The organism is Mycoplasmopsis gallopavonis, assembly GCF_900660635.1.
Taxonomy (GTDB): Bacteria; Bacillota_I; Bacilli_A; order Mycoplasmatales; family Metamycoplasmataceae; genus Mycoplasmopsis; species Mycoplasmopsis gallopavonis.
This window is the reverse complement of sequence record NZ_LR215032.1, coordinates 128,234-154,208: the sequence shown is the minus strand read 5'-3', so window position 1 is coordinate 154,208 and position 25,975 is coordinate 128,234. Positions and strand designations below refer to the sequence as shown.

The window sequence follows — 25,975 nt, the reverse complement described above, 5'->3', positions numbered from 1 at the left end:
GCTTTATTTATATAAAAAATAAATGTAAAAAATTAAACTGGGACACGAAAAGTGGACAAAAAGTTTAATTTACTAAAACACCTCAACACTCTTGAGGTGTTTTTCAATTTAATACTGATTGAATTCTTTCGTTGTTGTATCAAAACACAAAATCATCAATCAGTGATTTTAATTCATTAAAAGTTATTTTTGTAATATCGATTAATTTTAAACATTCTGATTTTAAAATTGAAAAGAAATATTCTGCTTCTCTATTATCTAAAGAATTTCCTACTCTACCCATTGATACAACACCATTGTTTTTCTGAATTAAATCTACATAAGTTTTTGAAGAATATTGGAAACCATGATCAGAATGAGCTATTCATTTTTTATCCATTTTGATTTTAGACATATGTTCCATTACTAGTTCTAAATCATTTCTTTTTGAAAGATTATAATTAACAACAAATTTGCTTTTGTGATCAATCGCAACAGATAAAAATACAAAATTGTTTAAGCAATCTTTTGGTGCAGAAATATAAGTAACATCAGTGGCAATTATTTGGTTTGTCTCTCCGTGATAATCACGATTAACAAGATCTATAAATTTTACGTTTGTGTTCTTTTGTTCTCTATCTATTTTCTTTCTTCTGATTAAACAAAATAAGTTTAATCTTCTCATCGCTCTACCAATAGTCCTATAATTTAGATCTATTTGGAATTTTGTTCTAATATAACTTTCCAATCTTTTTCTACCAAACAAACCCTTATTTTTCTTAAATGACTTAATTATTAATTCATCATATTTAGTATTTACAGATTTTTTTCTTGTTTGCTGCTCTTTAGTTTTTAGATTGTGAATTGTTGACTTAGATTTATTAAAGCATAGGCCCAATTTTCTTGTAGAAAGTGAAGATTTCTTAATTTTAGAAATATCAACTTCAATATTATTTCTATCAAAAGAGTCTTTATAAATTTCTAAAATTTCAATCAATTGTTCCTTAGGCATTTTTTCTCATTCCTTTTTTACAATTTCAATAGGAGTAATTTTTTGCCTTTTTGGTCTACCTGACCCTTTACCTTTTTTAGATGATTTACCTGTTTGCGATTCTATATTTATCATTCCTAAATTATATCTGTTATACTTGAAGACAAAATATTTTTTAGCCTCATTGAATTTTCTATCAAAAAAACTAAAACCTCTGATTGAATAATATTTAAGTTCAAAATCATTTTTTGATATCAAATTATTTTTGTAATCTTCATAACTACCGAATAGTTCTAATCATTCATGTGCTTTTAATTGTCTCATAATACCTCCTAAATATATAAAAACACGAAATATGGTTGTGTCCATATTTCGTGTCCCAGTTTAAATAGACAAATCCGTTTGAGTTTAGGATCTGTCTATTTTTGATAAATAGCATTAATCTAAGAAGTCTTTTTTGCCAAATTTTACAACTTCTATTTTACCTTCTAAAAGTTCTTTTTCAAGTTGAGGGATTAAACTTAGTTCTTCTTCTAATCTTGTGGCTTCGGCAATTGTTGGTTTTGTAACTGGTTCTTTTGGTGCGAAGAGTTCACAAGTTTCGTTTGCCTGAATAATTGAAACATCATGAGTTTTAATTTTTTTAGCAACATTAATAATTTCGTTTTTATCAAAAGTTAAAAGTGGACGGAGAATTTGCATATTTGTGGCTGCTCCGATTGTTGAGAGTGATTCTAATGTTTGCGATGCAACTTGTCCAAGGTTATCACCATTACTAATTGCTAATTGACCATATTTACTTGCAATCATTTCTGCGATTCGATAAAAACTACGACGCATCAATGTTATTTTGTATGATTCTTTTGAAACCATAGCAATATAGTTCATTAAAAATGAATAATCAGCAATTAATAAATTTGAGTTAACTTGATAACGATTTAAAATTTTAACAACTGTTGAAATTTTATCAATTGTACGTTGATCAGTTTGAGGAGGTGTAATAAAGGTTAAAAAATCTACTTTTAAACCTCTTTTCATCATATTGAAGGCGGCAACAGGAGAATCAAAACCACCAGAAATTAAGTGTAGAACTTTTCCTGAAACTCCAACAGGAAGTCCTCCAAGACCTTGTTTGTAATTTGAAAAAATATAAGCATGATTATGTCTTACTTCAATGTAAAAAATTTGATCAGGATTATGAACATCAACTTTTAATTTAGTGTTTTTTAAAACAAATCCACCCAATGTGTGATTTAATTGATCACTAGTAAATTCGAATTTTTTGTAATTTCTACGAGCTTGAATTTTAAAAGTCTGAGCTTTAGGGTCGATCATTTCTAAAATTTTCTTTTGAAATTCCTCGATGTTATTTTCAACAACAGCAACAGGAGAATATGAGCTAATCCCAAAAACATAATCAAGATTTTTCATATTTTGTTCTGAATAAGTTAAATACATACGATCGAATTCAACTTCTGGTTTTTCACCAACAATATGAGTAATATTGTTGGTTAAAGTGTTAATAAAAGTTTTTCTATTTTTCTTTTTAAGAACAAGTTCTCCATAACGGATTAAAATTTTGTCATACTTCATAAGTATCCTTTTCTAGTTTTTGTTAATGAATGATTTTAATTTAAAATAAGCATCTTTAAAATTTTTTGTTACTAAATCATTATTTGCAGCTTTTAAAATAATTTTTAAATCATTTAATTTATTTTTATATTTATATGATTGTCCTAGATATTCTTCTAATTTCTTGTACATTGCAAGATATTTTTCATTAATAGCAATTTTGCGAGTTAAGTTAGCAAGAAGTTTAATTCATTGACTTCAAATTTGATCAATTTCACTAAATTTAAGTTCGTTTGCAAAGTAATTTTGATAAAGATTTTTGAGTTGAATTAATTCTTGCTCTGTTTCGGGATTAGAATCAAGCATTTCGCTAATTGAAATAGCAAAATAAACCGTTAATGAATTTTCTATTTTGTGAATTTTACGATCTCTTTGAACATTTTTGATTTGATGTTTTGATATTGAATAATAATATTCACGATCAAATTTTTTAGAACCATAAATAAATCTTTTTGTGTCATTTATTTTGTTTTCAATTACAGAGTTTGAACCCAAAGTTTTTAGTGAGTTTTTCATTATTTGTAATGCACTTTCTAGTTTAAATGACGGATTTTTGAGATTGTTAATTTTATTTTCTGTACTTTGAACTATTTGATCCATTAATTTACGATTTACATTATAGAAATTGTTAAAAAGAATTTGCTTATTGGTCATTCAATCCATTTCATAAATTATTTTATAAATGTTACGAGCACGAAGAATAAGTTGTGAGTTATTAATTATTCCGCTTGTGTTTTCACGCAGAGTTTTTTGAAAATCTTTATAAAACTTTTCGTAATATTCTCTTAAATTTATTGGTAAGTTAATATTTTGAGAACGATTTAATAGGGTTTTTGGCAACTGATAAAAAACCACATATTCTAATTTTTCAAGACGATTAATTTCAATAATTAGTTCTTTGACTTGTTCTTTAGAAGCGATGATATTTTTATTAGCAACTTCAAACTCCGCATTTAATTTAGCTTTTTCTACAAGTTGTAAATTCTTTCGAAATTCTGTGACTTTATTTTTTCAATTATTATTTAAAAAATGAAGATTATATTCTTTATCATCAAGTCAATTTAGTAAATTTTGAGAAATATCGAGCATATTTGAAAAATCTTCATCAATAATACTTCATGGAATTTTGAAGTTATTTGATTTATTTTTAAATTGAATTTCTAAATTTTGAAATTTATCAGCTTGTTCTCATAAGAAGTTTTTATCACGAATAACTTTGAAAATTTCACGTTTTTGAATTTTTTGATCAAGTTCTAAATAAGAAGTTAGAAAAATTTCGAAATTATTTTCCATATCAATGCTTAATTTTTTTAATTCTAAATAAATTGAAGCATAAGTGTCTTTTTTAGTTCTTTGTAATGATTCAGCTTTTTTAATTGTTGTTTTAGAAGCGTTTAATGATCTTTGTAAATCAATATAAAGTTTTTTGGATTTTGCTTTATATTTGTTTAATAAAATGTTTCGTGTTAAAAGGAGTAATGTAAAAATTAAAAGAATTATTAAAATTATTAAAAACGTAATTAAATATCCCATAGTCCTCCTTTTGAAATTTTATTTAAATTATATATTATTATGATATTGATGTGTTTAGAAAAGAGTATAAATGAGATTAAATTAATTCAAAAAATAACAAAAAGATACAAGTTGTTTGTATCTTTTTGTGATTTAATTCTTATCTTTGATTAAGTGATAAAGTCCAACTAAAGCACTGTCATCACCTAATTTATCAAAAATTAATTTAATTTCATTAAAATGATTTGAATCACTTCATTCTTTTGCTTTATTAAAAGCGTTTTGAATAAGAAATTTAGCATTTAAAGCAACACTTCCGCCAACAAAAAAGTAGTGGGGAGCAATTGTGCCAGCTGAAATTGCAAACATTCTAGCTAGTGTTTCTTCGGCTTCATCAATTATTTTTTGAGCTAAAACATTATTTTCCTTAGCTAATTGAAATACTTCTTTTGCTTCTGTTCCGATTTTATAAAATTGAGCCTTTGTTGCTATTCCTGTGCCTGAACAATGCAATTCTAAAGCGAAAGGATTTTTTAAGCGATGCTTTCCTAAAAAAGGCACTCGGGAAATTGGAAGTTGAGCTATTTCTTGAGCATAATATTTATTTCCGTGATAAACTTTACCATCAATTACTAACCCAGCACCAAAACCGGTTGAAATTGTATAAAACTGAGAAATGGTTTGAGAATCTAAATTATGAATTTTGTGGTTTGCATATGCCATTGCATTAGCATCATTTTCAAACACTATATCTTTTAAATTTGTTTTGTTAAGGAGAAGATTTTTAATATCTAAATTCTCTCATGTTGGACCTAAATTAGGACTTTTTAAAACGATTCCGTTTGTATAATCACTTGGACCAGGAATTGAAAGAGCAAGAAAATTTACTTTATGAAAATTAATATGCTCAATAATTCAATTCATGTTTTGCTGTGCATCATGATAGTTTGTTTGAGTTTTTTCTTTTAAAATAATTTGACCATTTTGATCAAATAAAGCAAATCTAATATTGGTTCCGCCAATATCTACGGCAGCAAAGTTATTTTTTAAATTATTATTCATAATAAAAATTATAAATTAAACAATTTTGAAATCTTTTCAAAGAAATGTAAAAATGATTAATCAATTGGCTAGGGCAAGAAAAAAATCAATTCTAGAATTCATTTTTAGGTTTAGCAATTAAAAAATTTATATTTTTACCAAGGCTTGCTCATTTTTGTTCGTAACCAGTTTGAAAGTTGTCTGCATTATACTTACTATTATGCAAATCACGAGTTTGGTAAATAATTTCTCAATTGTTTTCATTTAATGATTCAAGAGAAAAATCAAATAATTTGTCATTATCTGTTTTGAATCAAAGTTCTCCATTTTCGCTTAATAAATTTTTATAAATTAATAAAAATGTTTGATAAGTTAATCTTCGTTTTGTGTGAGCTTTTTTCCTGTGTTTCCAAGTTGTAATGAAGAAAAAAACGAATACACCTACAAATAAGGAGTATTCGTTTTTTGTACTTTTAAATTACAATGATAGACCATCCACTACATATTGAAAATCACTATATATTTTGTTTAATTCCTTATGTTCTGGGTCTAAATTATTCTTGATTTCACTTACAACTTTACCATTCACAGTCTTTGTTGTGATTGTTATAAGTTTCAATGCATCTATAAACATATTCATTGTGAGTTTTTGGATCTCTCCATTATCTTTATAAAATTTCTTTAATTTATAAATGCAATATTTCAAAACAATTAGAGACAAAAAGCATAAAAATACATGAGATTGAATATGCTCGTCTTTATAAACGTACATCGGTCTAACTTCAATTGCTGATTTCAAGGTTCTGAATCCTTCTTCCACTTTTCATTGTCCCTTATATATTTCATTCGCTTCTTTTGAATCTATGTTTGTTATGTTGGTTTCAATCATATAAAAGCCATCTTCATTAGCTACTTTTTTAATTTTTTCGATATTTAGTCTTCCGACTGTTTTACCATCTACATCCATATACTTTTTCTTATATTCTGGAACCAAAGCACTTAATGGCAATTCACCGTTAATAGACTTTTTCTCCAATTTATTAATAAGATTTTGTCTTTTTATTTTGTCTAAAGTTTGTTTTGAAGGGCTAAAATAGACAAATTGTTTTCTAAAAGTATCGCTATATCTTTTTTTATTTTTGTTTTTAGCTCAAATAGATTGGACGAATCTAGATTTAGTAAAATAATCATTTTCTTGAACAAACCCTTGATCATTTACTATAAATGCTTTATCTTCTTTTCCAAGAATATCAATACGTTTCTGTACTATATATTTATATCCTTTTTGTTCTAAATATCTTAAATTTGCATTTTGACTAATACCTTTATCAGCAACTATTATTGTGTCTTTTGTTTTGTAAATTCTTTGCATTTCAATTAAAAATTTCACAAGAGTTTTAGAATCTCCAGTATTTCCTTCGAAGACTTTATAGTGAAAAGGAATACCATTATTATCAACTGCCATAGCCACAACAATTTGATCCTCATCATGTTTTCCATCTTTAGAAAAACCCCTTTTTCTCAAACCATCTCTTGAAAAACTTTGAAAATAAACAGTTGTATTATCAAAATGTATTAATTTTGTGTTTCTAGTTGTCAATTCTTGCATTTTGTTATAAATATTGACTAAAATTGTATTTTTATATTCTAAAAAAGTATCAAAATAGTTATAAATTGAAGATTTTTTTACATCTATCTTATGTAAAAAATCATTTTTGTTTTTGTATTGACAAATATAACTTCTTGGTTGAATTATTCTTGTTGCAACAATAAATTCTAATACTTCTTCTAAAGATTTGTGTTTAGTTTTAGGTAATCCTTTAAATAAATCTAGTTCTTTAATTACTTTATAAATAAGTTCAATACCAACGTTTTTTACATTTGTTTCGACAGATGTTGGGTTAAGTAATTGGAAAAATTTGGTTTTAACTTCAATTTTATCTTCTCCAACAGGAACCAATCTAGCAATTGGTTTTAAATCATCGATGTTTTGCAGAGAATATTTTTCTTTAATTTCTTCTCAATAACCTAATCCAACTAAATTCCCAATCCCTTTACCGTATCCTTTTGATATTCCTAATGCAATGTAAATCCCTTTTGGGTTTTTTCTTTTATACAGAATGTAGTTACTCATATTTATATTATACATTATTATCATTGTAATCATTGTAAAAAATTAAAATAATTAAAAAGTGTACTTATATACTATGTATATAAGTAATAAGGTAAAAGGTATAAAAAAGAGCTTCCAACTTGGAAACTCAGGATTTTTTAAATTATTATTCATAATAAAAATTATAAATTAAACAATTTTGAAATCTTTTTAAAGAAATGTAAAAATGATTAATCAATTGGCTAGGGCAAGAAAAAAATCAATTCTAGAATTCATTTTTAGGTTTAGCAATTAAAAAATTTATATTTTTACCAAGGCTTGCTCATTTTTGTTCGTAACCAGTTTGAAAGTTGTCTGCATTATACTTACTATTATGCAAATCACGAGTTTGGTAAATAATTTCTCAATTGTTTTCATTTAATGATTCAAGAGAAAAATCAAATAATTTGTCATTATCTGTTTTGAATCAAAGTTCTCCATTTTCGCTTAATAAATTTTTATAAATTAATAAAAATGTTTGATAAGTTAATCTTCGTTTTGTGTGAGCTTTTTTAGGTCAAGGATCACTAAAAGTTAATCAAATTTTATCGATTTTACTTTCAAAAATTTCAGGTATTTCTAATGCATCTTTGGTAATTATAAAAAGATTAGAAAGATTTAAATTCTCGATTTTTCTTAAAATTTTATTTGCAACTGTTGGGTATTTTTCGAGTGCAAAAAATTTAATATCTGGATTATGCAAGGCTAGTTGCGAAATCATTTCGCCTTTACCTGCACCAATTTCTAAAATATTATTAGCTTCTAATTTAATTGGAAATTCTTTTATATAAAACTCAGATTTATTTAAATTTTCCTGAGCATTTTTGTCATGTCTTAATCTCATAGTCTTTTTATTATAGATTAAAATAATAAACTTATTTGAATTATTTTGAATATAACAAAAAGTATTAACAAAAAAACACAAATTACTTGTGTTTTTGAAATTATTTAATCATTAAAACAACGGCAGGAGCAATTTGACCGCTATAAACTGCTTGTTCATATTCATTGACTAATTCTTGATTAATTACTTGTGGATTAAAGAATTTATTGAGAAGATTAGAATTAACTTCCAAACTTTTATCAGGATATTTAAAATAAAGAATTAAATTTGATAATTTAGCAACATTATTATGATCAATTTCAATTTTAAAGACTAAGTAACCGATAATTATAAAACCGATTTTTGAATATGATGGATTATTTGAGTCAAATAAAACTACTTTATTAATTTCTCTTCCGTTACCGATTGTAAATTTAACATTTGAATTAAAGTGAATATGAGTTGCTGATGTTGCATCAGTTGTTGCACCTTGAAGTTGTAAATTATGTTTAAAACCATTGCTAAAACTAACTTCAGGATTTGGAAACTGATAAAAACCTTGTCCTTGTGAGGAGAACTGAAATGAATGTAAATTATCTAAAATAAATTTAGAGTTATTTTGAAGAAGTAGCTGATAAGCTGAATTTTGATAGTTATCTTGAACTTTTAAAGAAGCTTTTAATTCTGAGAGCGAACTAATTTGATTTGGATTAAATTGAGCTTTTAAACTTGTTTCAAGGTCAATTTTTTTAACTTTTGTTTTAGTGTCATTACAACTTAAAGTTATAAGTGGCAAAATAGGTGTTAAGGAAATTAGAGAGAAAAATTTAATTTTTTTAAGCATTATTTAATATCGACAGCTGTATATCTTAAAACTGCCCCTCCATATTTGTCAGTAAATAAAACATTATTTGTGTTTGAACCATAAAGATCAAAATCACTAAAACTTTTGGTATCTAAAATAAACTTTTTAAGATCAAAAATCTCTGTTTTATTTAGGCTTAAAAGCAGTTTAGGATATGTGTAAAGATACATTGATAAATTAACGCTTAATTGTGAGTCTTCTTGTTTTGGGATGATGATATTAAGTTGAAGAATATAACCTTCTTTGGTGAGCATATAAATAACTTTTTCGTTTTCTCATTCATCATTGCTATATTCTTGAACAACATAATCAATAATTTGATTGCTTTTAGGACGATAAAATTGATTATAAAGTAGAGCATTTTCGGCGTTTTCACTATCCAATTCAGAAGCTGTTTTATCACGAGTGAATTCCGGATCTTGCATGAAAGTAATGTTTGATAAATTAAATAAGAAAAAGAGTCAATTCTTTTTAACAAGATTATCCAGAATGTCATTTGAAGCTTTGATAGTTGCAACAGGACCACCAAAACTATAAAAACTACGAAGTGAACCTGTAATGTTATTTGCATATCTTAAAGCAACTTGAACCTGATTTTTGTAATTTTGATCTAAGTTAATTTGTTCGTTAACATATTTTTGTTGTTCTGTTTTATCTGGATAAATTATATTTAAAATTGTTTGAATTACATTTGTTTTTGCAAATAAATTAAAATCAGCTTGATTTGTTGTTTCGGGTTCTTGAATTTTTTGTTGGTATTTAATAATTTTTTCGTTTGAATTATTACATGAAGCAAGAACAAATGGAGTAAATGCTAATGGTAATCAATTAAGAAATTTCTTCATTATTGTTCTCCTTGGCTGTAATTAATAAATAAGCTGGTTCCCCGTATCTTTGTTTTTGCACCATATCTATAATGAATTGATCGTATGACTGTGGATAATTATGAATAAAAGCAAAGTGATAAATTGATGAAATTAAATTTAAAGAAATTTTTTGAGCTTTGAGATTTTCAAAATATCAAATATAAGGATCAATTTTTAAAACTGGATTATTTGAGTTAATATTTGCAATTGTAATTCTAAAAACTAATTTATCTTTGTTAAGATAATAAATATTTGCGTTTTGCAACTCTCTGGTTTCTTCTCCTAAAATTAATTCATTTAAATTGTTGTCGTATAAATTAAATGCAGTTGTTGGTTTTTTCGTTTTAAGACTATTAATATAATCACGACTAATAAAATCTTTATCAGCAAAAGTTTGTCCAATATATTGGAAAAACTCATAGTGAAATTTATCTAAATTGGTTAAAAAGAAATATCAGTTATCGCTAATTAAATTTCCAAATTGAGTTAAATAATCTTTTTCTTTTTCGTTGTAATTTTCATTTTGATCATTTAGAGCAATTAGTTGTGCTTGTGCTTCTTGTAGTTCGTTTCAATATTGACCAATTAAAAATTTATATCAATCAATTTTTTTATTTAAGTCCGCAATTTCTTGTTTTAAACCTTCTTTAGCTTTAAAAATTTCTTGATATTTAGCTTGAAGATTTTTAAAATTATTTATGATGTCAGGATTTGATTGATTTGTAATGAAATTTAAACGCTCAACTTCATTATCTTTGAAAACTTCTTTGAGTAAAAAGTTTAAGATTTTTTGAGTTCTTTGAGTATCTTTGTTCAAAACGGTTGTATTAACATCTAGTTTGTGATCGATAAATTTATCGTATTGGGAATTAGTTTGGTAATTTGCACAAGAAGTGAAAGCAAGAGGAATTGAACTAAAAGTAAGTATGTTTAATAATTTATTTTTCATTAATATAACCTCAAGTATATCTTTCCATAATAATTCCCTCTGTTTGAATTTGATTAATTGCATTTTTGAAGCTTTCTGAATAATTGTATCCATCAAAAATACTAAAATAATATTGATCGTTGCTATCTCTTTTGTAATCTTCAATATTAAAATCAGGTTGTAATTTCATTTGATATTCAATGTAATCGTTTTGAATTTTTAAATTATTAACAAGTGCAGCATTTAAAAATTTTTGAAGTGCATCTTTGGTTTTAATTGTTGTGTGCATTACAAGCATTTCTGGAAGTACTTGCAAGTATTTTTTGTTTTCTTTATTAAATTTTAAAAGTGGTATAAATTTATTTTGTCCAAGTTGGAAAAATAAGATTTTTTTGTTGCTTCAAACATCATATTTAGTATCTGGAACTTCAAATTCATAAATATTTTGAATTTTTTTGGTGCTATTATTGATTAATAAAGTTTCATTATTGCTAATTTTTGTTTGAATTTTTGTCAAAATATCTTTTGGAGATGTTGGATAATCATCACTATACATTGCACCATATGGATTGTATAAAAACTGAAATTTATCTAAATTGTTTAAAAATCAAAACCAGTTGTTTTTAATGATATTTTTTAACAAGTTTATTGATTTATAAACTTGTTTTTCTTTATCACCAGCTTTATCTATAACAGAAACATCTCATAATGGAGCAAGAATTAATGTTGATTTAAGTTCTTTTAGTAATAAATCATTATTTTGTTGTTCTGTTGTGTAAAAATCATTGATTTGATTTTGGTCATCATCAAAGTATCAATTAACAAGATTTTTTAAATGTGGATCAATCTGACTTTGAAAGCTTTTTTGAAACTCTTTTTTTGCTGAATTTTGGATTTTATTATTTCACAAAACAGAAGTAGCACTTGCAATAGATAAAAGACCTAAACTTGTTAGTGCTATTATGAGTATTTTTTTATTTCTTGATAACTTTTTCATAGAAAATACTTTCTAAATCTTTGTTTTTGATTCCGCTATAAACAATTTGACCTTGATGAATTAAAGTTAGAGAATTGGTGTATTTATCAATTTCGCTTAAAACGTGTGATGAAATAAAAATCGTCTTTCCTTCTTTATTTAATTCTTGAAGAAGTTTAAATAAATTATATCTAGCTGTCGGATCTAAGTTGGCAGCAGGTTCATCTAAAATTAAAATTTCAGGTTCAAACATTAAAGCTTGAATTAAAAGAATTTTTTTCTTTTGTCCAGATGAAAAATTATATGGTTTTTGGTTTTTTAAGTCACTAATTTCAAATTTAGCAAGTAATTGATCAATTTTTGTTTCAGCTTCTTTTTTATTCAAACCATTTAAACAAGCAAGAGCAAAGAGATAATCAAAAGTTGTTAAATCTTTTGGAAAAATTGCATTTTCAGGCACATAACCTAAAAGCTTTTTACTTTCTGGTTTAGTATTAGCGATTCCTCCAATTAAAATTTCTCCATCATAATTGCAATAAGCACCAACAATACTTTTAATTGTAGTTGTTTTTCCTGCACCATTTTCACCAATGAATGCATGGAAAGAACCCTTTTCAACAGAAAAATTTAAATCAAAAATACCACTTACTCTATCTTTTGATTTATAAATTTTGTTTAAATTTTTTACTTCTAAAATTTTTTGCATTATTTATAGTCCTTTTTGTTGTATTTGTATGTGTTAAACGCAATTAATAAAGCTGTAATTAAAGTTCATAAACCAATGTATCCTCATTTAGAAACAACTAAATTAGAACGCTCTAATTCATAAACATTTGCTACTTCTTGGAATAAAAAGTTATTACTTTCTTCTAAGTTGTATCTAATAATTACTTTTTGTTCATCATTAATTGTGCTAACCTCTTGAACTGGTGTATAACTTGAATATCCACCAATTTTGTATTTAAATTTCCCAATTAAAAGTGTTAATTTATCTTGCTCATAATTTTTCTCTAAATCAGGATTGATTAAAATAGCCTGAACTATTTGAGAGTTATTAAAGCTAAAGTATGCATAGTAAAGCATCGCTGTTGCTAAGTAAATTTTTTTCTCAGTTGTGGTTTTAATTTGTTTATTTTCAATTGCAATTGGATTAAATGCAGTAACAAAGTTATTGGCATAAGTATTTAAAAAAGCTTGCTCATCATTTATTTGATTTTCTAGTTTTGTTAAAATTTGTTGTTTTAATTCATTTAAATCATTTATTTGATTTTTTGTAAATTGTTCAAAAAAGTTTTGAGCATATTTTTGAAAATCTTTATTTTCTAAAATTTCTTTAATATATTCTCATTTTAATTCACCAACTAAATTATCACTTGCTGCAAAAACATATTTATCCTCTGGGAAAATTTGTTTAAAATCACTTGCACCCTCTCGTGCATAAATAATATTTGTATTACTGTATCCATCTCTTAATGTTTGATTTTTTAAAGCACCAGGAACAATGAATTTTTCAACACTTTCATCATTAACTTCAAAAAGAGCTTTAGTTGCTAAGTTAGCTTTATCTTTCAATTTGTAATTAAATAAATAAGAATCATTATTTTTGTAAAATAAAACATTTTCAAGGTTATTTTGCTTGATATTGTTGTTGAAAATATTTTTATCACTAGTGTTAAAAATATCTAAAAATTGATACGGAACTGCAAGTCAAGAATAAAGATTTAACTCTTTTGAAGCATTTGCTGATAATTTATAAATTTCATTAAAGAAATCTTTTTGATTCTTTGAAAAAGAATCATTTTCATATCCATTTGGCACGAAAAATAAATTATCTTGATTGTTATTCAAATAAAACTCTTCGGCATTACTAATTTTTCCCGAAAGATTATGTTGATATTTTAAATTTAAATAGTAATTAAAATTATTTGAAATGCTAGTTGAGTAGCTATTTAAAATTGTTCCACCAATCATTAGTGGAGTTGAGACAATGAAAGGAATTGTCATTGCGATTTTAGTGTTTGTTTTATAAGCAATCAATGAAGCAATTGATCCGATAAAATTGAAGATTAAAAAATAAGTAATTACGCTAATTCCAAGATATAGCAGAATTTGACTAAATAGTTTTAAACTAATTAAAAGCAATGTGTTTAAAAGACCAAGAGCAATTGCAAAAACTAAACTAAATAAAATTAAATAAAAACTTTTACCTAAGTAAATTTTGTTTCTACTAATTGGTTTGCTTAATGTTAATATTTCTAAACCATCATTTTCTAGTTCTTTAAAAATATTTATATAAATTAAAGAACTATAAAAAATAGTAAATAGAATTGTAATAAAAGCAAAGATATAAATAATAAGATTATTATTTATATTAATTTTTAAAGTTCCGAGTAATATTGTTGTGATTAAAAAAAGCACAAAATATACTAACGGAATAATTCAAGTAGTCTTTCTTAACAGGTTTACCCGATTAAGAAAAGAGCTATATTTTCAAATTTGTTTCATATGTACCTCTTATATATTACTGTTATGTAATATATTATAACCTAAATATTACTTTCGAGTAATATATTATTTTTTATTTTTGAAAATTAATTTAAAAGCATCACATTAAATGTGGAAAAAACTTGCATTTTAAAATACCAATATATTATTTATTTATAATATTAAATATCTAAATTTAGAAAGTTTTTCTAATATTAAGGAGATTAATAATGAATAAAAAAACTAAATACCTTTTAAATTTTTTCACTGCATTTTCAATTATTAGCAGCATAAGTGTTGCAACATCTTGTAAATTTGAAAAAGCAAATGATAAAGGTATAGAAAAAGAAACTACTCCAACACAACCTCAACCAGAGCAACCTCAACCAGAGCAACCTCAACCAGAGCAACCTCAACCAGAGCAACCTCAACCAGAGCAACCTCAACCAGAGCAACCTCAACCAGAGCAACCTCAACCAGAGCAACCTCAACCAGAGCAACCTCAACCAGTTCAAAAAAGAACAATAGTACCTAGTGTTAATAAAGATGAAATATCTGACGATAAAGTAAAAAGTTTTATTAATAAATATGGAGCATACAATTTATTTACACCATCTAACAATATGGATTGACAAGCATTGGTTGAACATTTAAATACTCCTGATCCAAAATATGGTCTTCAATTATGATTTATGCCTAGGGAAAAAGAATTGGTAGCAAGAAGTGGTAATCAAGCAAAAGAAGGAATTGTTTTTGAAAATGTTTCAGAAAAATTTGTTGATGTTTTACCTGCACTTGATAATTCAAAAAGATATATTACTAAAAAAGGTTTTCCAAATACAAATTTAAGAGTTGAATTTAATTCTGAAAACGGACAAGTAAAAGTTTATTACTATTTAGTTTCTATTAATTCAGAAGGTAAAACAGAAAGCTCAACAGGTCACTATGGTCCTTATTGAAGTGAATTCTTTATTCCTGCTAAATATTTAAAAACCACCAATACTTCAAATAGAGAAGAAGGAAGTACAAGTAACCCTGTTGCTGATAAAACCTTAACAATTGATAATTCTTTTGATGCTTCTAAATTGATATATGATCCTTCTAATAATTATTATGAATCTTTAAATGGTCTTTATGGTGAAAAATTAATGAATGCTCTTGTTCAACTTCAGGCTTCAAAACAAGAACAAGGTAATTATGATAGTTTAAAGAATTTTTATAACACTTCGAATGCATTTAAAGATAAGTATTTTGAAAAAGACAACACAATGTTAGATGTTTATAGTGAAAATCCAGTTGGTAAAGATCCTTATGTATATCAATCATATCCAACAAGCAATGCTGCTAAAAAAGAGGGTGATGGAATGAATCGTGAGCATTTAATTCCGCAATCTTGATTCGCTAAAGTTGATAAAATGAGAAATGATCCATTCCATGTTTTTCCAACAGATATCAAAGTTAATGGTGTTAGAGGAAACGATCCACATGATGTTGTAAAAAATGCTACATGAACTTCTTTAAACGGCGGAAAATTAGGAACAGGGTCAATGGGATATCAAGTTTTTGAGCCAATTGATGCATTTAAAGGTGATATTGCTAGAGCTTACTTATATTTCGCTTTTACTTATGCAAGAGAAAATAAATATAATGGAAATGGTAATCTTGTATTCCAACAAAGTGCACCTTATTTAAAAAATCATTATTTAGAAGTTTATTTAAACTGACACAAAAAAGATAGAGTAAATCAATTTGATATTATTCGTAATAATGAAACTTCAAAATTTACTCATCAAAAAAGAAGAAATCCATTTATTGATTACCCGACAATCGAAGAAAGTCTTTTTGGTACAAAACCATTTGTCAATAAAGGAATTTTAGTTGGAATCAAGCAATAAAAAACACGCATATAAACTAGGACAATAAAAATTAACATTCCTTCGAATGTTAATTTTTTATATTTTTAAAGGAGAAAAAATGGGTAAACATTTTACAGAAGAACAAGAAAAAGAAATTTATAATACATTTTTTCAATTAGGCAAAAAGTATGCAATTGAACTTATGTATAAATATGGTGCAAAAGCAAAAGATAAATATGTGAAAGCAAGATTACGAGGAATATTAAAACATTATAATTGTAATATGAATAAAAAACCAAGAAAGCCTGGAACCGGTAGGTCAAGAAAAGAGAAAGAACAAGATATAAATTGAGACATTTTTACACGAGAAGATTTAATTGAAATTGCAAAAAGATATAGAGAAATTACAAAAGATAAATTTAAAACAGAGAAAGTTCAAGAGGCATCACATATTAATATGGCTTCGTATAAACTTGCTATTTTGTTGTATCTTTGTAGACAAACAATATCCAAACATAAAAGAAATAATTTTGCTCCTAAAAATAAATCCAGAAAAATAAAGTACCAAGACTTGATTATTGATTCATTTAAACAAAATAGATCTAAATATGGTAGACAAAAATTAAAATATTTTATCTTAAAGCACTATAAAATAGACATAAACGAAAGAACTCTAGGAAGATATATGAATGCCTTAGGTTTATTTTGCAATATCAGAAAAAGAAAAAAACTAAAAGAATCAAAGAACACATCTGTCATAAAAGAAAACATTGTTAATAGAGATTATAATGATGTATATAACAGAAATATATATGCTACTGATGTAACATATCTTCCAGCGACAAAAGATGCAATAAACAATAATGTTTATCTTTCAGTAGTAATTAAACATAAAACTAAAGAAATAATTAGTTTTTCTCTTTCTAAATTTAGAGATTCCAAATTAATTTACAAAACATTTGAAAATGTTGATTTTGAAAAAAGTTTTATATTACATTCAGATCATTGCTCAACTTATACATCTGATGATTTTTCTCGTTTTATTCAAAATAAAGGTGGAATAATTTCACTTTCAAAAGTAGGAAATAGTTTAGATAATAGAGTTGTGGAATATTGATTTTCAAATTTAAAAACTGAATTAATTAGAGATTTAAATATCAAAGCTATGACTTTGAGTGAACTAGAAAAAGTAATATCTAATTATGTTAATTGATACAACAAATTTAGAATTCAATCATGTCTGAATTGAAAAACCCCATACGAATATAGTACGGGGTTATCCAATTTAATAAATTGTTAATTTTTTCTGTCCTAGTTTAATAAGCGTGTTTTTTATGTAATTGTGTTTAAAATTTGATCTATATCTTCTTGTGTCATTTCCTTACCTTCTTTAAGCTCTTTAGCAATTTGTTCATTTTTAGAAATATTTTCATTTAAGATATTCTTACGTTCTTGGATGTTAAAGAAAGATTGAAGTGATACAAGTAAAGTTGTTAAAACGGTTAAAACAGCCATTGCTACGAAAAAATTCATTGTTAATGCAGGTATTTCATTAAAACGAATCGCACTCAAGTTTAAGATAACAGTGACCGCTGCAATTATTAAGGCAATTAATGATAAACTAATAAACACTCCACGACTTTTTCAATATTTATATTTAATCTTTTTCTGAATTTCATTTGTATTTTCTAGTAATTTTTGAGTATCTAAATTTTGTTCTTTCATTAGATTTCTCCTTGTAAATTAGTTGTGGTAAAACGATCAAAGTCTAGAATTTTGACGCATCTTTTATAGAGCATATATTCACGTTCGCTCTGTGAAGCTGCTAATTTATAATTTCCAACATTTCCTCTAAAAACAAGTTCTTCAAATTGAATTTTTTTAAGTTTAATTTTACGACTTTTGAAACGATTGTTAATCATAAAAAATGAAAGAAGACCAGTTAATAATCCTGTAATTGAGTTAATTCAAGTTGTAATAATTACATAAGTTCCACTATAATTTAAAAATTCAGGATCAAAGTAAGGATTTTTAATATTTTCAGGATAATTTTTATTTGCACCTGCTAAAAATAAAATCGCAAGCAAACCAACATAAAAAGCTGCAAAAATTGTGGTGAGATTAAATAAGTAATAGAAAAAACCATAAATAATAATTTGAATTGTTAATCTTTTTTTAATTTTTAAAAAAGAAGCATATGATTTAGACATTATTTTCCTCCCGAAGTAATTTGATCTTTAATAATTTTTGAAACTGTTAATTTAGTTTTAGTTGTAGCTTTGATTCATAACTTATTAACAAATTCATTTAACTTTTCGTCATTAATTTCACCTGCATCATGTTTAATCTGTAAATATCTTAAAGTGTTGTAAATTTTTTTGTATTCATTTTGGCGACTATTGTATTTATAAATTGCAAGCACAATAGTGATGATGAATGCAATGATAATTAAAGAGGTTAGTGCAACCAAAGTTCAAAATGAATTTTGACTAATTTGATTAGCTATTTCTGAATGTCTATTTTTATATCTAATTAGAGTAATTAAGGTAATAATTGCAACAATAATAATTGAAAGATTAAATGCTGCAATAGAAATCGAAATCAATGTATCAAGAATCTTGTAAATTTTTAATTTCCGACGATCGGAAATTATTTTTTTATTTAATGCTTTAATTAATTTATTCATGTAATAAATTCTATTATAAATATAACTTTATAAAAATAAATTATCTTAGTATAATAGAAAATATGAATAAATGAGCAATATTTAGTGATGTTGATGGAACAATTTATGGTTTTCCACACAAAAAATTAGCAGATGAAACTAAACATAAAATGGCAGAAATTGCAGCAAAAGGAGTGCCATTTGTAATTAATACTGGTAATGGACCCTACCAAAAAATTCAAAGATTAGCAGATGAACTTAATGGTCGTTATGTTATTTGCTCAAATGGAGCTTTAATTTGAGATAATCAAGATAAGAAAATTTTAAATTTAGAAATTTTACCATTAGAAGAAGCTAAAAAAATTTGAAGATTAGCTGAAAAAGCAGGAGTAGGTCTTTATTATTTCGGGACACATCAATATTATTTACACATGTATACAGAAGAATTTAAAAATTTTATTACTGAATTTTGTGAATATGATGAGTGAATTTTAGATGGTCGTTTAAACGAAGATATGCATAAAATTGAGGCTTATGGAGATCCTCAAAAATTAGAATATTTTTACAAATTAACCCAAGAAGAAGGCGTTAATTTAAATGTATGTAATTTAAAAACACATATTGAAATTACTAAAACAGGTGTTTCAAAAGGTTCTGGAATTAAGTGACTTTGTGAAAATGTGTTTAATACAAGTGTTGAAAATGTAATGGCAATTGGTGATAGCCCAAATGATATTTCTATGTTTGAAGTTGTAGGTTATAGTTATGCAATGGAAAATGCGGATGATTTAACACGTTCATATGCAAAATACTATACTTCTAGCGTTGATCAATTAGGTCTTGTGGAAGCTGTTAATGATTATTTATATCGTAGTGATTTTGAGCTTAAAAGAGCAATTTCACAACAAGGTAAAAAATAAAATAATTATTTAAAAATTAAAGGAGAAAAATGAAAACAAATAATTACACAAAAACAATTATTAATTCATTAGCTTGTTTTGGTGCCTTAACTTTTTTAATTGCAGCAATTTTAAGAATTTCGCTAGCAGGGCAATGAATTAGTGGACAGAATTGATTAGATTTAGGAAATATTAACAAACTTTATGAAAATTTAGTTAATTCAAGCGATCTTACAATTTTAACTTGAACAAAAAAAGCAATTCAAATGTCATACATTGAATCTTCATTTAAAATTTTAGAACTAATTTCTTTAAGTATTTTTGTTGTTATTATTATCGTGAATATTTGAAGTTTTGGAATTAAAAAATCAAAAGACTCTTCTTCAATTATGAGTATTACTTATATTATCTTTTTCTTAATCATTTTTACATTAGTAATTCCTTATTTAACATTTTTTGGTTTTTCAATTCAAAAACCAATGGAAGTTTTAATCTTTGGACTTTGAGAGCTTATTTTAACTATTAGTCTTATTGCGATTATTATTTTGACATTTAAAAATAACTTTGCAAAGCTACCAAATTTCAAATTTTTAAGTACAAAACAAACAGAAGAAGACAAAAATAATTAAAAATATTTACAAAAGTGGTTTTAACCACTTTTTTGTTTAAAACTAATAGTTTTATTTAGTTTGATAAATTAAAAAAAATGCTAAAATAGAAACAAGAGTTAAACAACTCAGCTATTATTATTTGAAAATAATAAGCAATAAATACGAATTCACTTGGGTGTGCTTCTTACTAGAAGTGCTAGGTGTTCGAAGTATTTATTTAGAATAACAAACTAAAGAAAAGGAATGTATTAAGAATGACAGATACAAAAAAACAAGAAACAAGACAACCTATTGTTTCTAAAAACAAATTATTAGAAGCCGGAGCTTACTTCGGACATAAATCACACACATGAAATCCAAAAATGAAAGACTTTATTGTTCCTAACAGAAGAAATAAAGGTTCACACATTATTGATATTTCAAAAACACAAAAATATTTAGAATTTGCTTACACATTAGTTAATCAATTAGCTTCAAAACACGCACAATTTATTTTTGTTGGTACAAAAAAACAAGCAAGAGAAGCTGTTAAAGCTGCTGCTGAAAGAACAAAATCACTTTATGTAACAGAAAGATGATTAGGTGGAACACTTACAAACAATGAAACAATTATGTCACGTGTTAAGAAAATGGAAGAATTAGAAGCTAAAGCAGCTAAAAACTTCCAAGGTTACACAAAGAAAGAAGCAATTAACTTCCAAAAAGAATTAGACAAATTACACAAAAACCTTGATGGTATTAGAAACATGAAACGTTTACCACAAGTTATGATTGTTGCTGATCCAAATGAAGATGAAATTGCTGTTAAAGAAGCAAGAAGAAAGAAAATCAAAGTTATTGGTATTTTAGATACTAATGCAGATCCAGATTCAGTTGATTTTGGAATTCCTGCAAATGATGATTCAGCTAAATCAATCACATTAATTATGACAATTCTTGCTGATGCGATTGTTAAAGCTCAAGGTGGACAACAACTTTTTGCATATCAAGAAGACGAAAAAGTTGTTTTACCAGATTTTCAAAGTAAAAAAGTAGAAGAATAATTTTAAAATTTAAAATTTACAAATATTAGGAGGCGACCATGGCTGACAACAAAATGGAAAAAATTAAAGAATTACGTGCAAGAACAAACTCAGCTCTTATCGATGTTAAAAAAGCTTTAGAAGCTACATCATACGATATCGAAGCTGCTATTGCATGATTAAAGGAAAACGGAATTGTTAAAGCTGCTAAAAAAGCAGGAAGAATTTCAGCAGAAGGTGTAGTTAACGCTTTCGGAAATGAAAAAGAAGCTGTTTTAGTGGAAATTAACTCAGAAACAGATTTCGTTGCTCAAAATGCAAAATTCATTTCATTAGTAAATGAAGTTACAGAAGCAATTTTTAACGCAAAAGCTAAATCATTAGAAGAAGCGTTAGAAGTTGTTTTAGCAGATGGACAATCAATTAAAAATGCTTTATTAAACGCTACATCAGTTATTGGTGAAAATATTTCATTACGTCGTGTAACATTTATCGAAGCTGGAGAAGGTGAAGTTTTAGGTGTTTATGTTCACGCAAACTCACGTGTTGCTACTGTCGTAACAGTTAAAGGTCAAGATGCAGAAGCAGCAAGAAATGTTGCAATGCATATTTCAGCTATGAACCCAGAATTTGGATTTGTAGAAGATATTCCTGCAGCTAGATTAGAAGAAATTAAAGCAGGATTCCAAGAACCAGCAAACTTTAGCTCAAAACCAGAAAAAATTCAAATTTCAATTAAAGAAGGTTGATTAAACAAACAACTTTCAGAATTTGTTTTAGTTAAACAAGCATTTGTAATGGAAGACAGCTTATCAATTGAAAAATACTTAGCAAACCACAATTCATCACTTGTTGCATTTGTAAGATATGAAGTAGGTGAAGGAATTGAAAAAGTTCAATCAGATTTTGCTTCTGAAGTTGCAAGTATGGTTAAATAATTTAAATAAAGAAAAAAACTAGCAAATAAACTAGGACAATAAAAATTAACATTCCTTCGAATGTTAATTTTTTATATTTTTAAAGGAGAAAAAATGGGAAAACATTTTACAGAAGAACAAGAAAAAGAAATTTATAATACATTTTTTCAATTAGGTAAAAAGGATGCGATTGAACTGATGTATAAATATGGTGCAAAAGCAAAAGATAAATATGTGAAAGCGAGATTACGAAGAATATTAAAACATTATAATTTTAATATGAATAAAAAACCAAGAAAGCCTGGAACCGGTAGGTCAAGAAAAGCGAAAGAACAAGATATAAATTGAAACATTTTTACACGAGAAGATTTAATTGAAATTGCAAAAAGATATAGAGAAATTACAAAAGATAAATTTAAAACAGAGAAAGTTCAAGAGGCATCAAATATTAATATGGCTTCGTATAAACTTGCTATTTTGTTGTATCTTTGTAGACAAACAATATCCAAACATAAAAGAAATAATTTTGCTCCTAAAAATAAATCCAGAAAAATAAAGTACCAAGACTTGATTATTGATTCATTTAAACAAAATAGATCTAAATATGGTAGACAAAAATTAAAATATTTTATCTTAAAGCACTATAAAATAGACATAAACGAAAGAACTCTAGGAAGATATATGAATGCCTTAGGTTTATTTTGCAATGTCAGAAAAAGAAAAAAACTAAAAGAATCAAAGAACACATCTATCATAAAAGAAAACATTGTTAATAGAGATTATAATGATGTATATAACAGAAATATATACGCTACTGATGTAACATATCTTCCAGCGACAAAAGATGCAATAAACAATAATGTTTATCTTTCAGTAGTAATTAAACATAAAACTAAAGAAATAATTAGTTTTTCTCTTTCCAAATTTAATGATTCAAAATTAATTTACAAAACATTTGAAAATGTTGATTTTGAAAAAAGTTTTATACTACATTCAGATCATTGCTCAACTTATACATCTGATGATTTTTCTCGTTTTATTCAAAATAAAGGTGGAATAATTTCGCTTTCAAAAGTAGGAAATAGTTTAGATAATAGAGTTGTGGAATATTGATTTTCAAATTTAAAAACTGAATTAATTAGAGATTTAAATATCAAAGCTATGACTTTGAATGAACTAGAAAAAGTGATATCTAATTATGTTCATTGATACAATAAATTTAGAATTCAATCATGTCTGAATTGAAAAACCCCATACGAATATAGTATGGGGCTATCCAATTTAATAAATTGTTAATTTTTTCTGTCCTAGTTTAAAACGCTAGTTTTTTAATTACTTTCGTTAATTAATGCAGTCATTTGATTATTCAATGATTCTGGTAAATTTCATTGCTTCAAGACTTCTAAAACTTCATTAATAATTTGTGCACCATTGTTCTTGTATTTTATTAATTTTTTGCAAGGATGAACTGATATAAATCTTTCTAAGTTATCAGCATATTCTTTTCATCTTGGCGTTACCTCTGTTCCATAACCGCTATGTCTTAGAGAATAATCGTAATTTAGTGCAGGCAAGTGAATTTCATAATCTTCAACTTCCGTTCATTCTTTAAAAGTTTTGAGTATTGAAATTGCTTTTTGAATAATTTGGTTGGCTTTGAGAACAAGTTGAGCATAAGTAAGTTCGGTAATTTTGATTTGTTTAAGATCTGATAAAAGTCTTTCTTTTTGATCTAGAACTTCTTTGAGCTTGCGATCATTTTCTTGACTAAGTTTAATCATGTTCATTGTTGTTTTGTCAATTTCTTTTTTCAGTTTGTCATTTTCAGATTTTAAAAGAACAAAATTATTATTGAAATTTTGATTAAGCTTTTCTAGTTCTAATTTTAATGTTTGATTTTGGTAACCAAGAGTTTTTATTAAATCATCTTTCTTTTTATCTTCGATCGTTCTATTTGCTTCTCCTGCGTTTCCAAGTTGTAATGAAGAAAAAAACGAATACACCTACAAATAAGGCGTATTCGTTTTTTGTACTTTTAAATTACAATGATAGACCATCCACTGCATATTGAAAATCACTATATATTTTGTTTAATTCCTTATGTTCTGGGTCTAAATTATTCTTGATTTCACTTACAACTTTACCATTCACAGTCTTTGTTGTGATTGTTATAAGTTTCAATGCATCTATAAACATATTCATTGTGAGTTTTTGGATCTCTCCATTATCTTTATAAAATTTCTTTAATTTATAAATGCAATATTTCAAAACAATTAGAGATAAAAAGCATAAAAATACATGAGATTGAATATGCTCGTCTTTATAAACGTACATCGGCCTAACTTCGATTGCTGATTTTAAGGTTCTGAAACCTTCTTCCACTTTTCATTGTCCCTTATATATTTCATTCGCTTCTTTTGAATCTATGTTTGTTATGTTGGTTTCAATCATATAAAAGCCATCTTCATTAGCTACTTTTTTAATTTTTTCGATATTTAATCTTCCGACTGTTTTACCATCTACATCCATATACTTTTTCTTATATTCAGGAACCAAAGCACTTAATGGCAATTCACCGTTAATAGACTTTTTCTCCAATTTATTAATAAGATTTTGTCTTTTTATTTTGTCTAAAGTTTGTTTTGAAGGGCTAAAATAGACAAATTGTTTTCTAAAAGTATCGCTATATCTTTTTTTATTTTTGTTTTTAGCTCAAACAGATTGGACGAATCTAGATTTAGTAAAATAATCATTTTCTTGAACAAACCCTTGATCATTTACTATAAATGCTTTATCTTCTTTTCCAAGAATATCAATACGTTTCTGTACTATATATTTATATCCTTTTTGTTCTAAATATCTTAAATTTGCATTTTGACTAATACCTTTATCAGCAACTATTATTGTGTCTTTTGTTTTGTAAATTCTTTGCATTTCAATTAAAAATTTCACAAGAGTTTTAGAATCTCCAGTATTTCCTTCGAAGACTTTATAGTGAAAAGGAATACCATTATTATCAACTGCCATAGCCACAACAATTTGATCTTCATCATGCTTTCCATCTTTAGAAAAACCTCTTTGTCTCAAACCATCTCTTGAAAAACTTTGAAAATAAACAGTTGTATTATCAAAATGCATTAATTTTGTGTTTCTAGTTGTCAATTCTTGCATTTTGTTATAAATATTGACTAAAATTGTATTTTTATATTCTAAAAAAGTATCAAAATAGTTATAAATTGAAGATTTTTTTACATCTATCTTATGTAAAAAATCATTTTTGTTTTTGTATTGACAAATATAACTTCTTGGTTGAATTATTCTTGTTGCAACAATAAATTCTAATACTTCTTCTAAAGATTTGTGTTTAGTTTTAGGTAATCCTTTAAATAAATCTAGTTCTTTAATTACTTTATAAATAAGTTCAATACCAACGTTTTTTACATTTGTTTCGACAGATGTTGGGTTAAGTAATTGGAAAAATTTGGTTTTAACTTCAATTTTATCTTCTCCAACAGGAACCAATCTAGCAATTGGTTTTAAATCATCGATGTTTTGCAGAGAATATTTTTCTTTAATTTCTTCTCAATAACCTAATCCAACTAAATTCCCAATCCCTTTACCGTATCCTTTTGATATTCCTAATGCAATGTAAATCCCTTTTGGGTTTTTTCTTTTATACAAAATGTAGTTGCTCATATTTATATTATACATTATTATCATTGTAATCATTGTAAAAAATTAAAATAATTAAAAATT

Annotated in this window: 24 protein-coding genes; 7 read left to right on the top strand and 17 right to left on the bottom strand. The window is 25.9% G+C overall.

Features of this window, described 5'->3' with window-relative positions; genetic code table 4:
* Positions 1-64: 64 nt before the first annotated feature.
* The 12 genes from EXC53_RS03025 to EXC53_RS02965 form a co-directional block, all read right to left on the bottom strand.
* A complete protein-coding gene (locus EXC53_RS03025; protein ID WP_129724537.1) occupies positions 65-1,339 on the bottom strand; it encodes an IS3 family transposase in 1,275 nt (424 codons plus the stop codon).
* A gap of 69 nt (positions 1,340-1,408) precedes the next feature.
* Positions 1,409-2,563 (bottom strand): tRNA uracil 4-sulfurtransferase ThiI, encoded by a 1,155-nt coding sequence (thiI, locus tag EXC53_RS03020; protein WP_119572294.1) that lies wholly within the window; start codon positions 2,561-2,563, stop codon positions 1,409-1,411.
* Positions 2,564-2,575: 12 nt separating this feature from the next.
* Entirely contained in the window at positions 2,576-4,135 is a 1,560-nt protein-coding gene (locus EXC53_RS03015; RefSeq protein ID WP_129724696.1) for a hypothetical protein, read from the bottom strand.
* Between the two features lie 132 nt (positions 4,136-4,267).
* Entirely contained in the window at positions 4,268-5,176 is a 909-nt protein-coding gene (locus EXC53_RS03010; RefSeq protein WP_119572296.1) for an ROK family protein, read from the bottom strand.
* A 457-nt stretch (positions 5,177-5,633) separates the two neighbouring features.
* Positions 5,634-7,322: an IS1634 family transposase gene (locus EXC53_RS03000; RefSeq protein WP_129724694.1), complete on the bottom strand. Its 1,689-nt coding sequence runs from the start codon at positions 7,320-7,322 to the stop codon at positions 5,634-5,636.
* Between the two features lie 211 nt (positions 7,323-7,533).
* Complete coding sequence (trmB, locus tag EXC53_RS02995) at positions 7,534-8,151, bottom strand: tRNA (guanosine(46)-N7)-methyltransferase TrmB (protein WP_129724692.1); 618 nt, start codon at positions 8,149-8,151, stop codon at positions 7,534-7,536.
* A gap of 100 nt (positions 8,152-8,251) precedes the next feature.
* On the bottom strand, positions 8,252-8,926 hold the full coding sequence (locus EXC53_RS02990; protein ID WP_129724690.1) for a hypothetical protein: 675 nt from the start codon (positions 8,924-8,926) through the stop codon (positions 8,252-8,254).
* Positions 8,927-8,973: 47 nt separating this feature from the next.
* Positions 8,974-9,840: an aromatic motif membrane protein gene (locus EXC53_RS02985; protein ID WP_119572236.1), complete on the bottom strand. Its 867-nt coding sequence runs from the start codon at positions 9,838-9,840 to the stop codon at positions 8,974-8,976.
* A complete protein-coding gene (locus EXC53_RS02980; RefSeq protein WP_165261026.1) occupies positions 9,824-10,810 on the bottom strand; it encodes an aromatic motif membrane protein in 987 nt (328 codons plus the stop codon). Before EXC53_RS02980 ends, EXC53_RS02985 begins: the two co-directional genes overlap by 17 nt.
* Entirely contained in the window at positions 10,800-11,786 is a 987-nt protein-coding gene (locus tag EXC53_RS02975) for an aromatic motif membrane protein (protein ID WP_119572238.1), read from the bottom strand. The genes EXC53_RS02980 and EXC53_RS02975 overlap by 11 nt, the downstream gene beginning before the upstream one ends.
* On the bottom strand, positions 11,764-12,471 hold the full coding sequence (locus EXC53_RS02970) for an ABC transporter ATP-binding protein (protein ID WP_119572239.1): 708 nt from the start codon (positions 12,469-12,471) through the stop codon (positions 11,764-11,766). The genes EXC53_RS02975 and EXC53_RS02970 overlap by 23 nt, the downstream gene beginning before the upstream one ends.
* Positions 12,471-14,183, bottom strand: coding sequence for an ABC-2 transporter permease (locus tag EXC53_RS02965; protein ID WP_129724688.1), 1,713 nt, complete (start codon positions 14,181-14,183; stop codon positions 12,471-12,473). Before EXC53_RS02965 ends, EXC53_RS02970 begins: the two co-directional genes overlap by 1 nt.
* A gap of 296 nt (positions 14,184-14,479) precedes the next feature.
* Between EXC53_RS02965 and EXC53_RS02960 the strand changes: the two genes are divergently transcribed.
* On the top strand, positions 14,480-16,144 hold the full coding sequence (locus tag EXC53_RS02960) for an endonuclease (protein ID WP_129724686.1): 1,665 nt from the start codon (positions 14,480-14,482) through the stop codon (positions 16,142-16,144).
* Positions 16,145-16,190: 46 nt separating this feature from the next.
* Positions 16,191-17,405: an IS3 family transposase gene (locus EXC53_RS02955; protein WP_129724505.1), complete on the top strand. Its 1,215-nt coding sequence runs from the start codon at positions 16,191-16,193 to the stop codon at positions 17,403-17,405.
* Positions 17,406-17,437: 32 nt separating this feature from the next.
* On the opposite strand, the gene EXC53_RS02950 is transcribed toward EXC53_RS02955, so the two are convergent.
* The 3 genes from EXC53_RS02950 to EXC53_RS02940 are packed head-to-tail and all read right to left on the bottom strand — an operon-like array spanning position 17,438 to position 18,791.
* Entirely contained in the window at positions 17,438-17,830 is a 393-nt protein-coding gene (locus EXC53_RS02950; RefSeq protein WP_119572275.1) for a hypothetical protein, read from the bottom strand.
* Positions 17,830-18,315, bottom strand: a complete 486-nt coding sequence (locus tag EXC53_RS02945) for a DUF4231 domain-containing protein (protein WP_119572276.1) — start codon at positions 18,313-18,315, stop codon at positions 17,830-17,832. The genes EXC53_RS02950 and EXC53_RS02945 overlap by 1 nt, the downstream gene beginning before the upstream one ends.
* On the bottom strand, positions 18,315-18,791 hold the full coding sequence (locus EXC53_RS02940) for a hypothetical protein (RefSeq protein WP_119572277.1): 477 nt from the start codon (positions 18,789-18,791) through the stop codon (positions 18,315-18,317). Before EXC53_RS02940 ends, EXC53_RS02945 begins: the two co-directional genes overlap by 1 nt.
* A gap of 62 nt (positions 18,792-18,853) precedes the next feature.
* Between EXC53_RS02940 and EXC53_RS02935 the strand changes: the two genes are divergently transcribed.
* From EXC53_RS02935 to EXC53_RS02915, 5 genes are all read left to right on the top strand, one after another.
* A complete protein-coding gene (locus tag EXC53_RS02935) occupies positions 18,854-19,690 on the top strand; it encodes a Cof-type HAD-IIB family hydrolase (protein WP_119572278.1) in 837 nt (278 codons plus the stop codon).
* A gap of 29 nt (positions 19,691-19,719) precedes the next feature.
* Positions 19,720-20,298 carry a hypothetical protein gene (locus EXC53_RS02930; protein ID WP_119572279.1) on the top strand — a complete coding sequence of 193 codons (579 nt, stop codon included), beginning with the start codon at positions 19,720-19,722 and terminating at the stop codon, positions 20,296-20,298.
* A gap of 236 nt (positions 20,299-20,534) precedes the next feature.
* Positions 20,535-21,323, top strand: coding sequence for a 30S ribosomal protein S2 (rpsB, locus tag EXC53_RS02925; protein ID WP_119572280.1), 789 nt, complete (start codon positions 20,535-20,537; stop codon positions 21,321-21,323).
* Between the two features lie 38 nt (positions 21,324-21,361).
* The gene (tsf, locus tag EXC53_RS02920; RefSeq protein WP_119572281.1) at positions 21,362-22,240 is read left to right on the top strand and encodes a translation elongation factor Ts; all 879 of its coding nucleotides are present in this window, start codon (positions 21,362-21,364) and stop codon (positions 22,238-22,240) included.
* Positions 22,241-22,300: 60 nt separating this feature from the next.
* Positions 22,301-23,515 (top strand): IS3 family transposase, encoded by a 1,215-nt coding sequence (locus tag EXC53_RS02915; RefSeq protein ID WP_129724594.1) that lies wholly within the window; start codon positions 22,301-22,303, stop codon positions 23,513-23,515.
* 32 nt (positions 23,516-23,547) lie between these two features.
* On the opposite strand, the gene EXC53_RS02910 is transcribed toward EXC53_RS02915, so the two are convergent.
* Both EXC53_RS02910 and EXC53_RS02905 read right to left on the bottom strand, forming a co-directional pair.
* Positions 23,548-24,222 carry a hypothetical protein gene (locus tag EXC53_RS02910; RefSeq protein ID WP_119572363.1) on the bottom strand — a complete coding sequence of 225 codons (675 nt, stop codon included), beginning with the start codon at positions 24,220-24,222 and terminating at the stop codon, positions 23,548-23,550.
* Between the two features lie 37 nt (positions 24,223-24,259).
* Positions 24,260-25,948, bottom strand: a complete 1,689-nt coding sequence (locus EXC53_RS02905) for an IS1634 family transposase (RefSeq protein WP_129724600.1) — start codon at positions 25,946-25,948, stop codon at positions 24,260-24,262.
* Between the last annotated feature and the right edge of the window lie 27 nt (positions 25,949-25,975).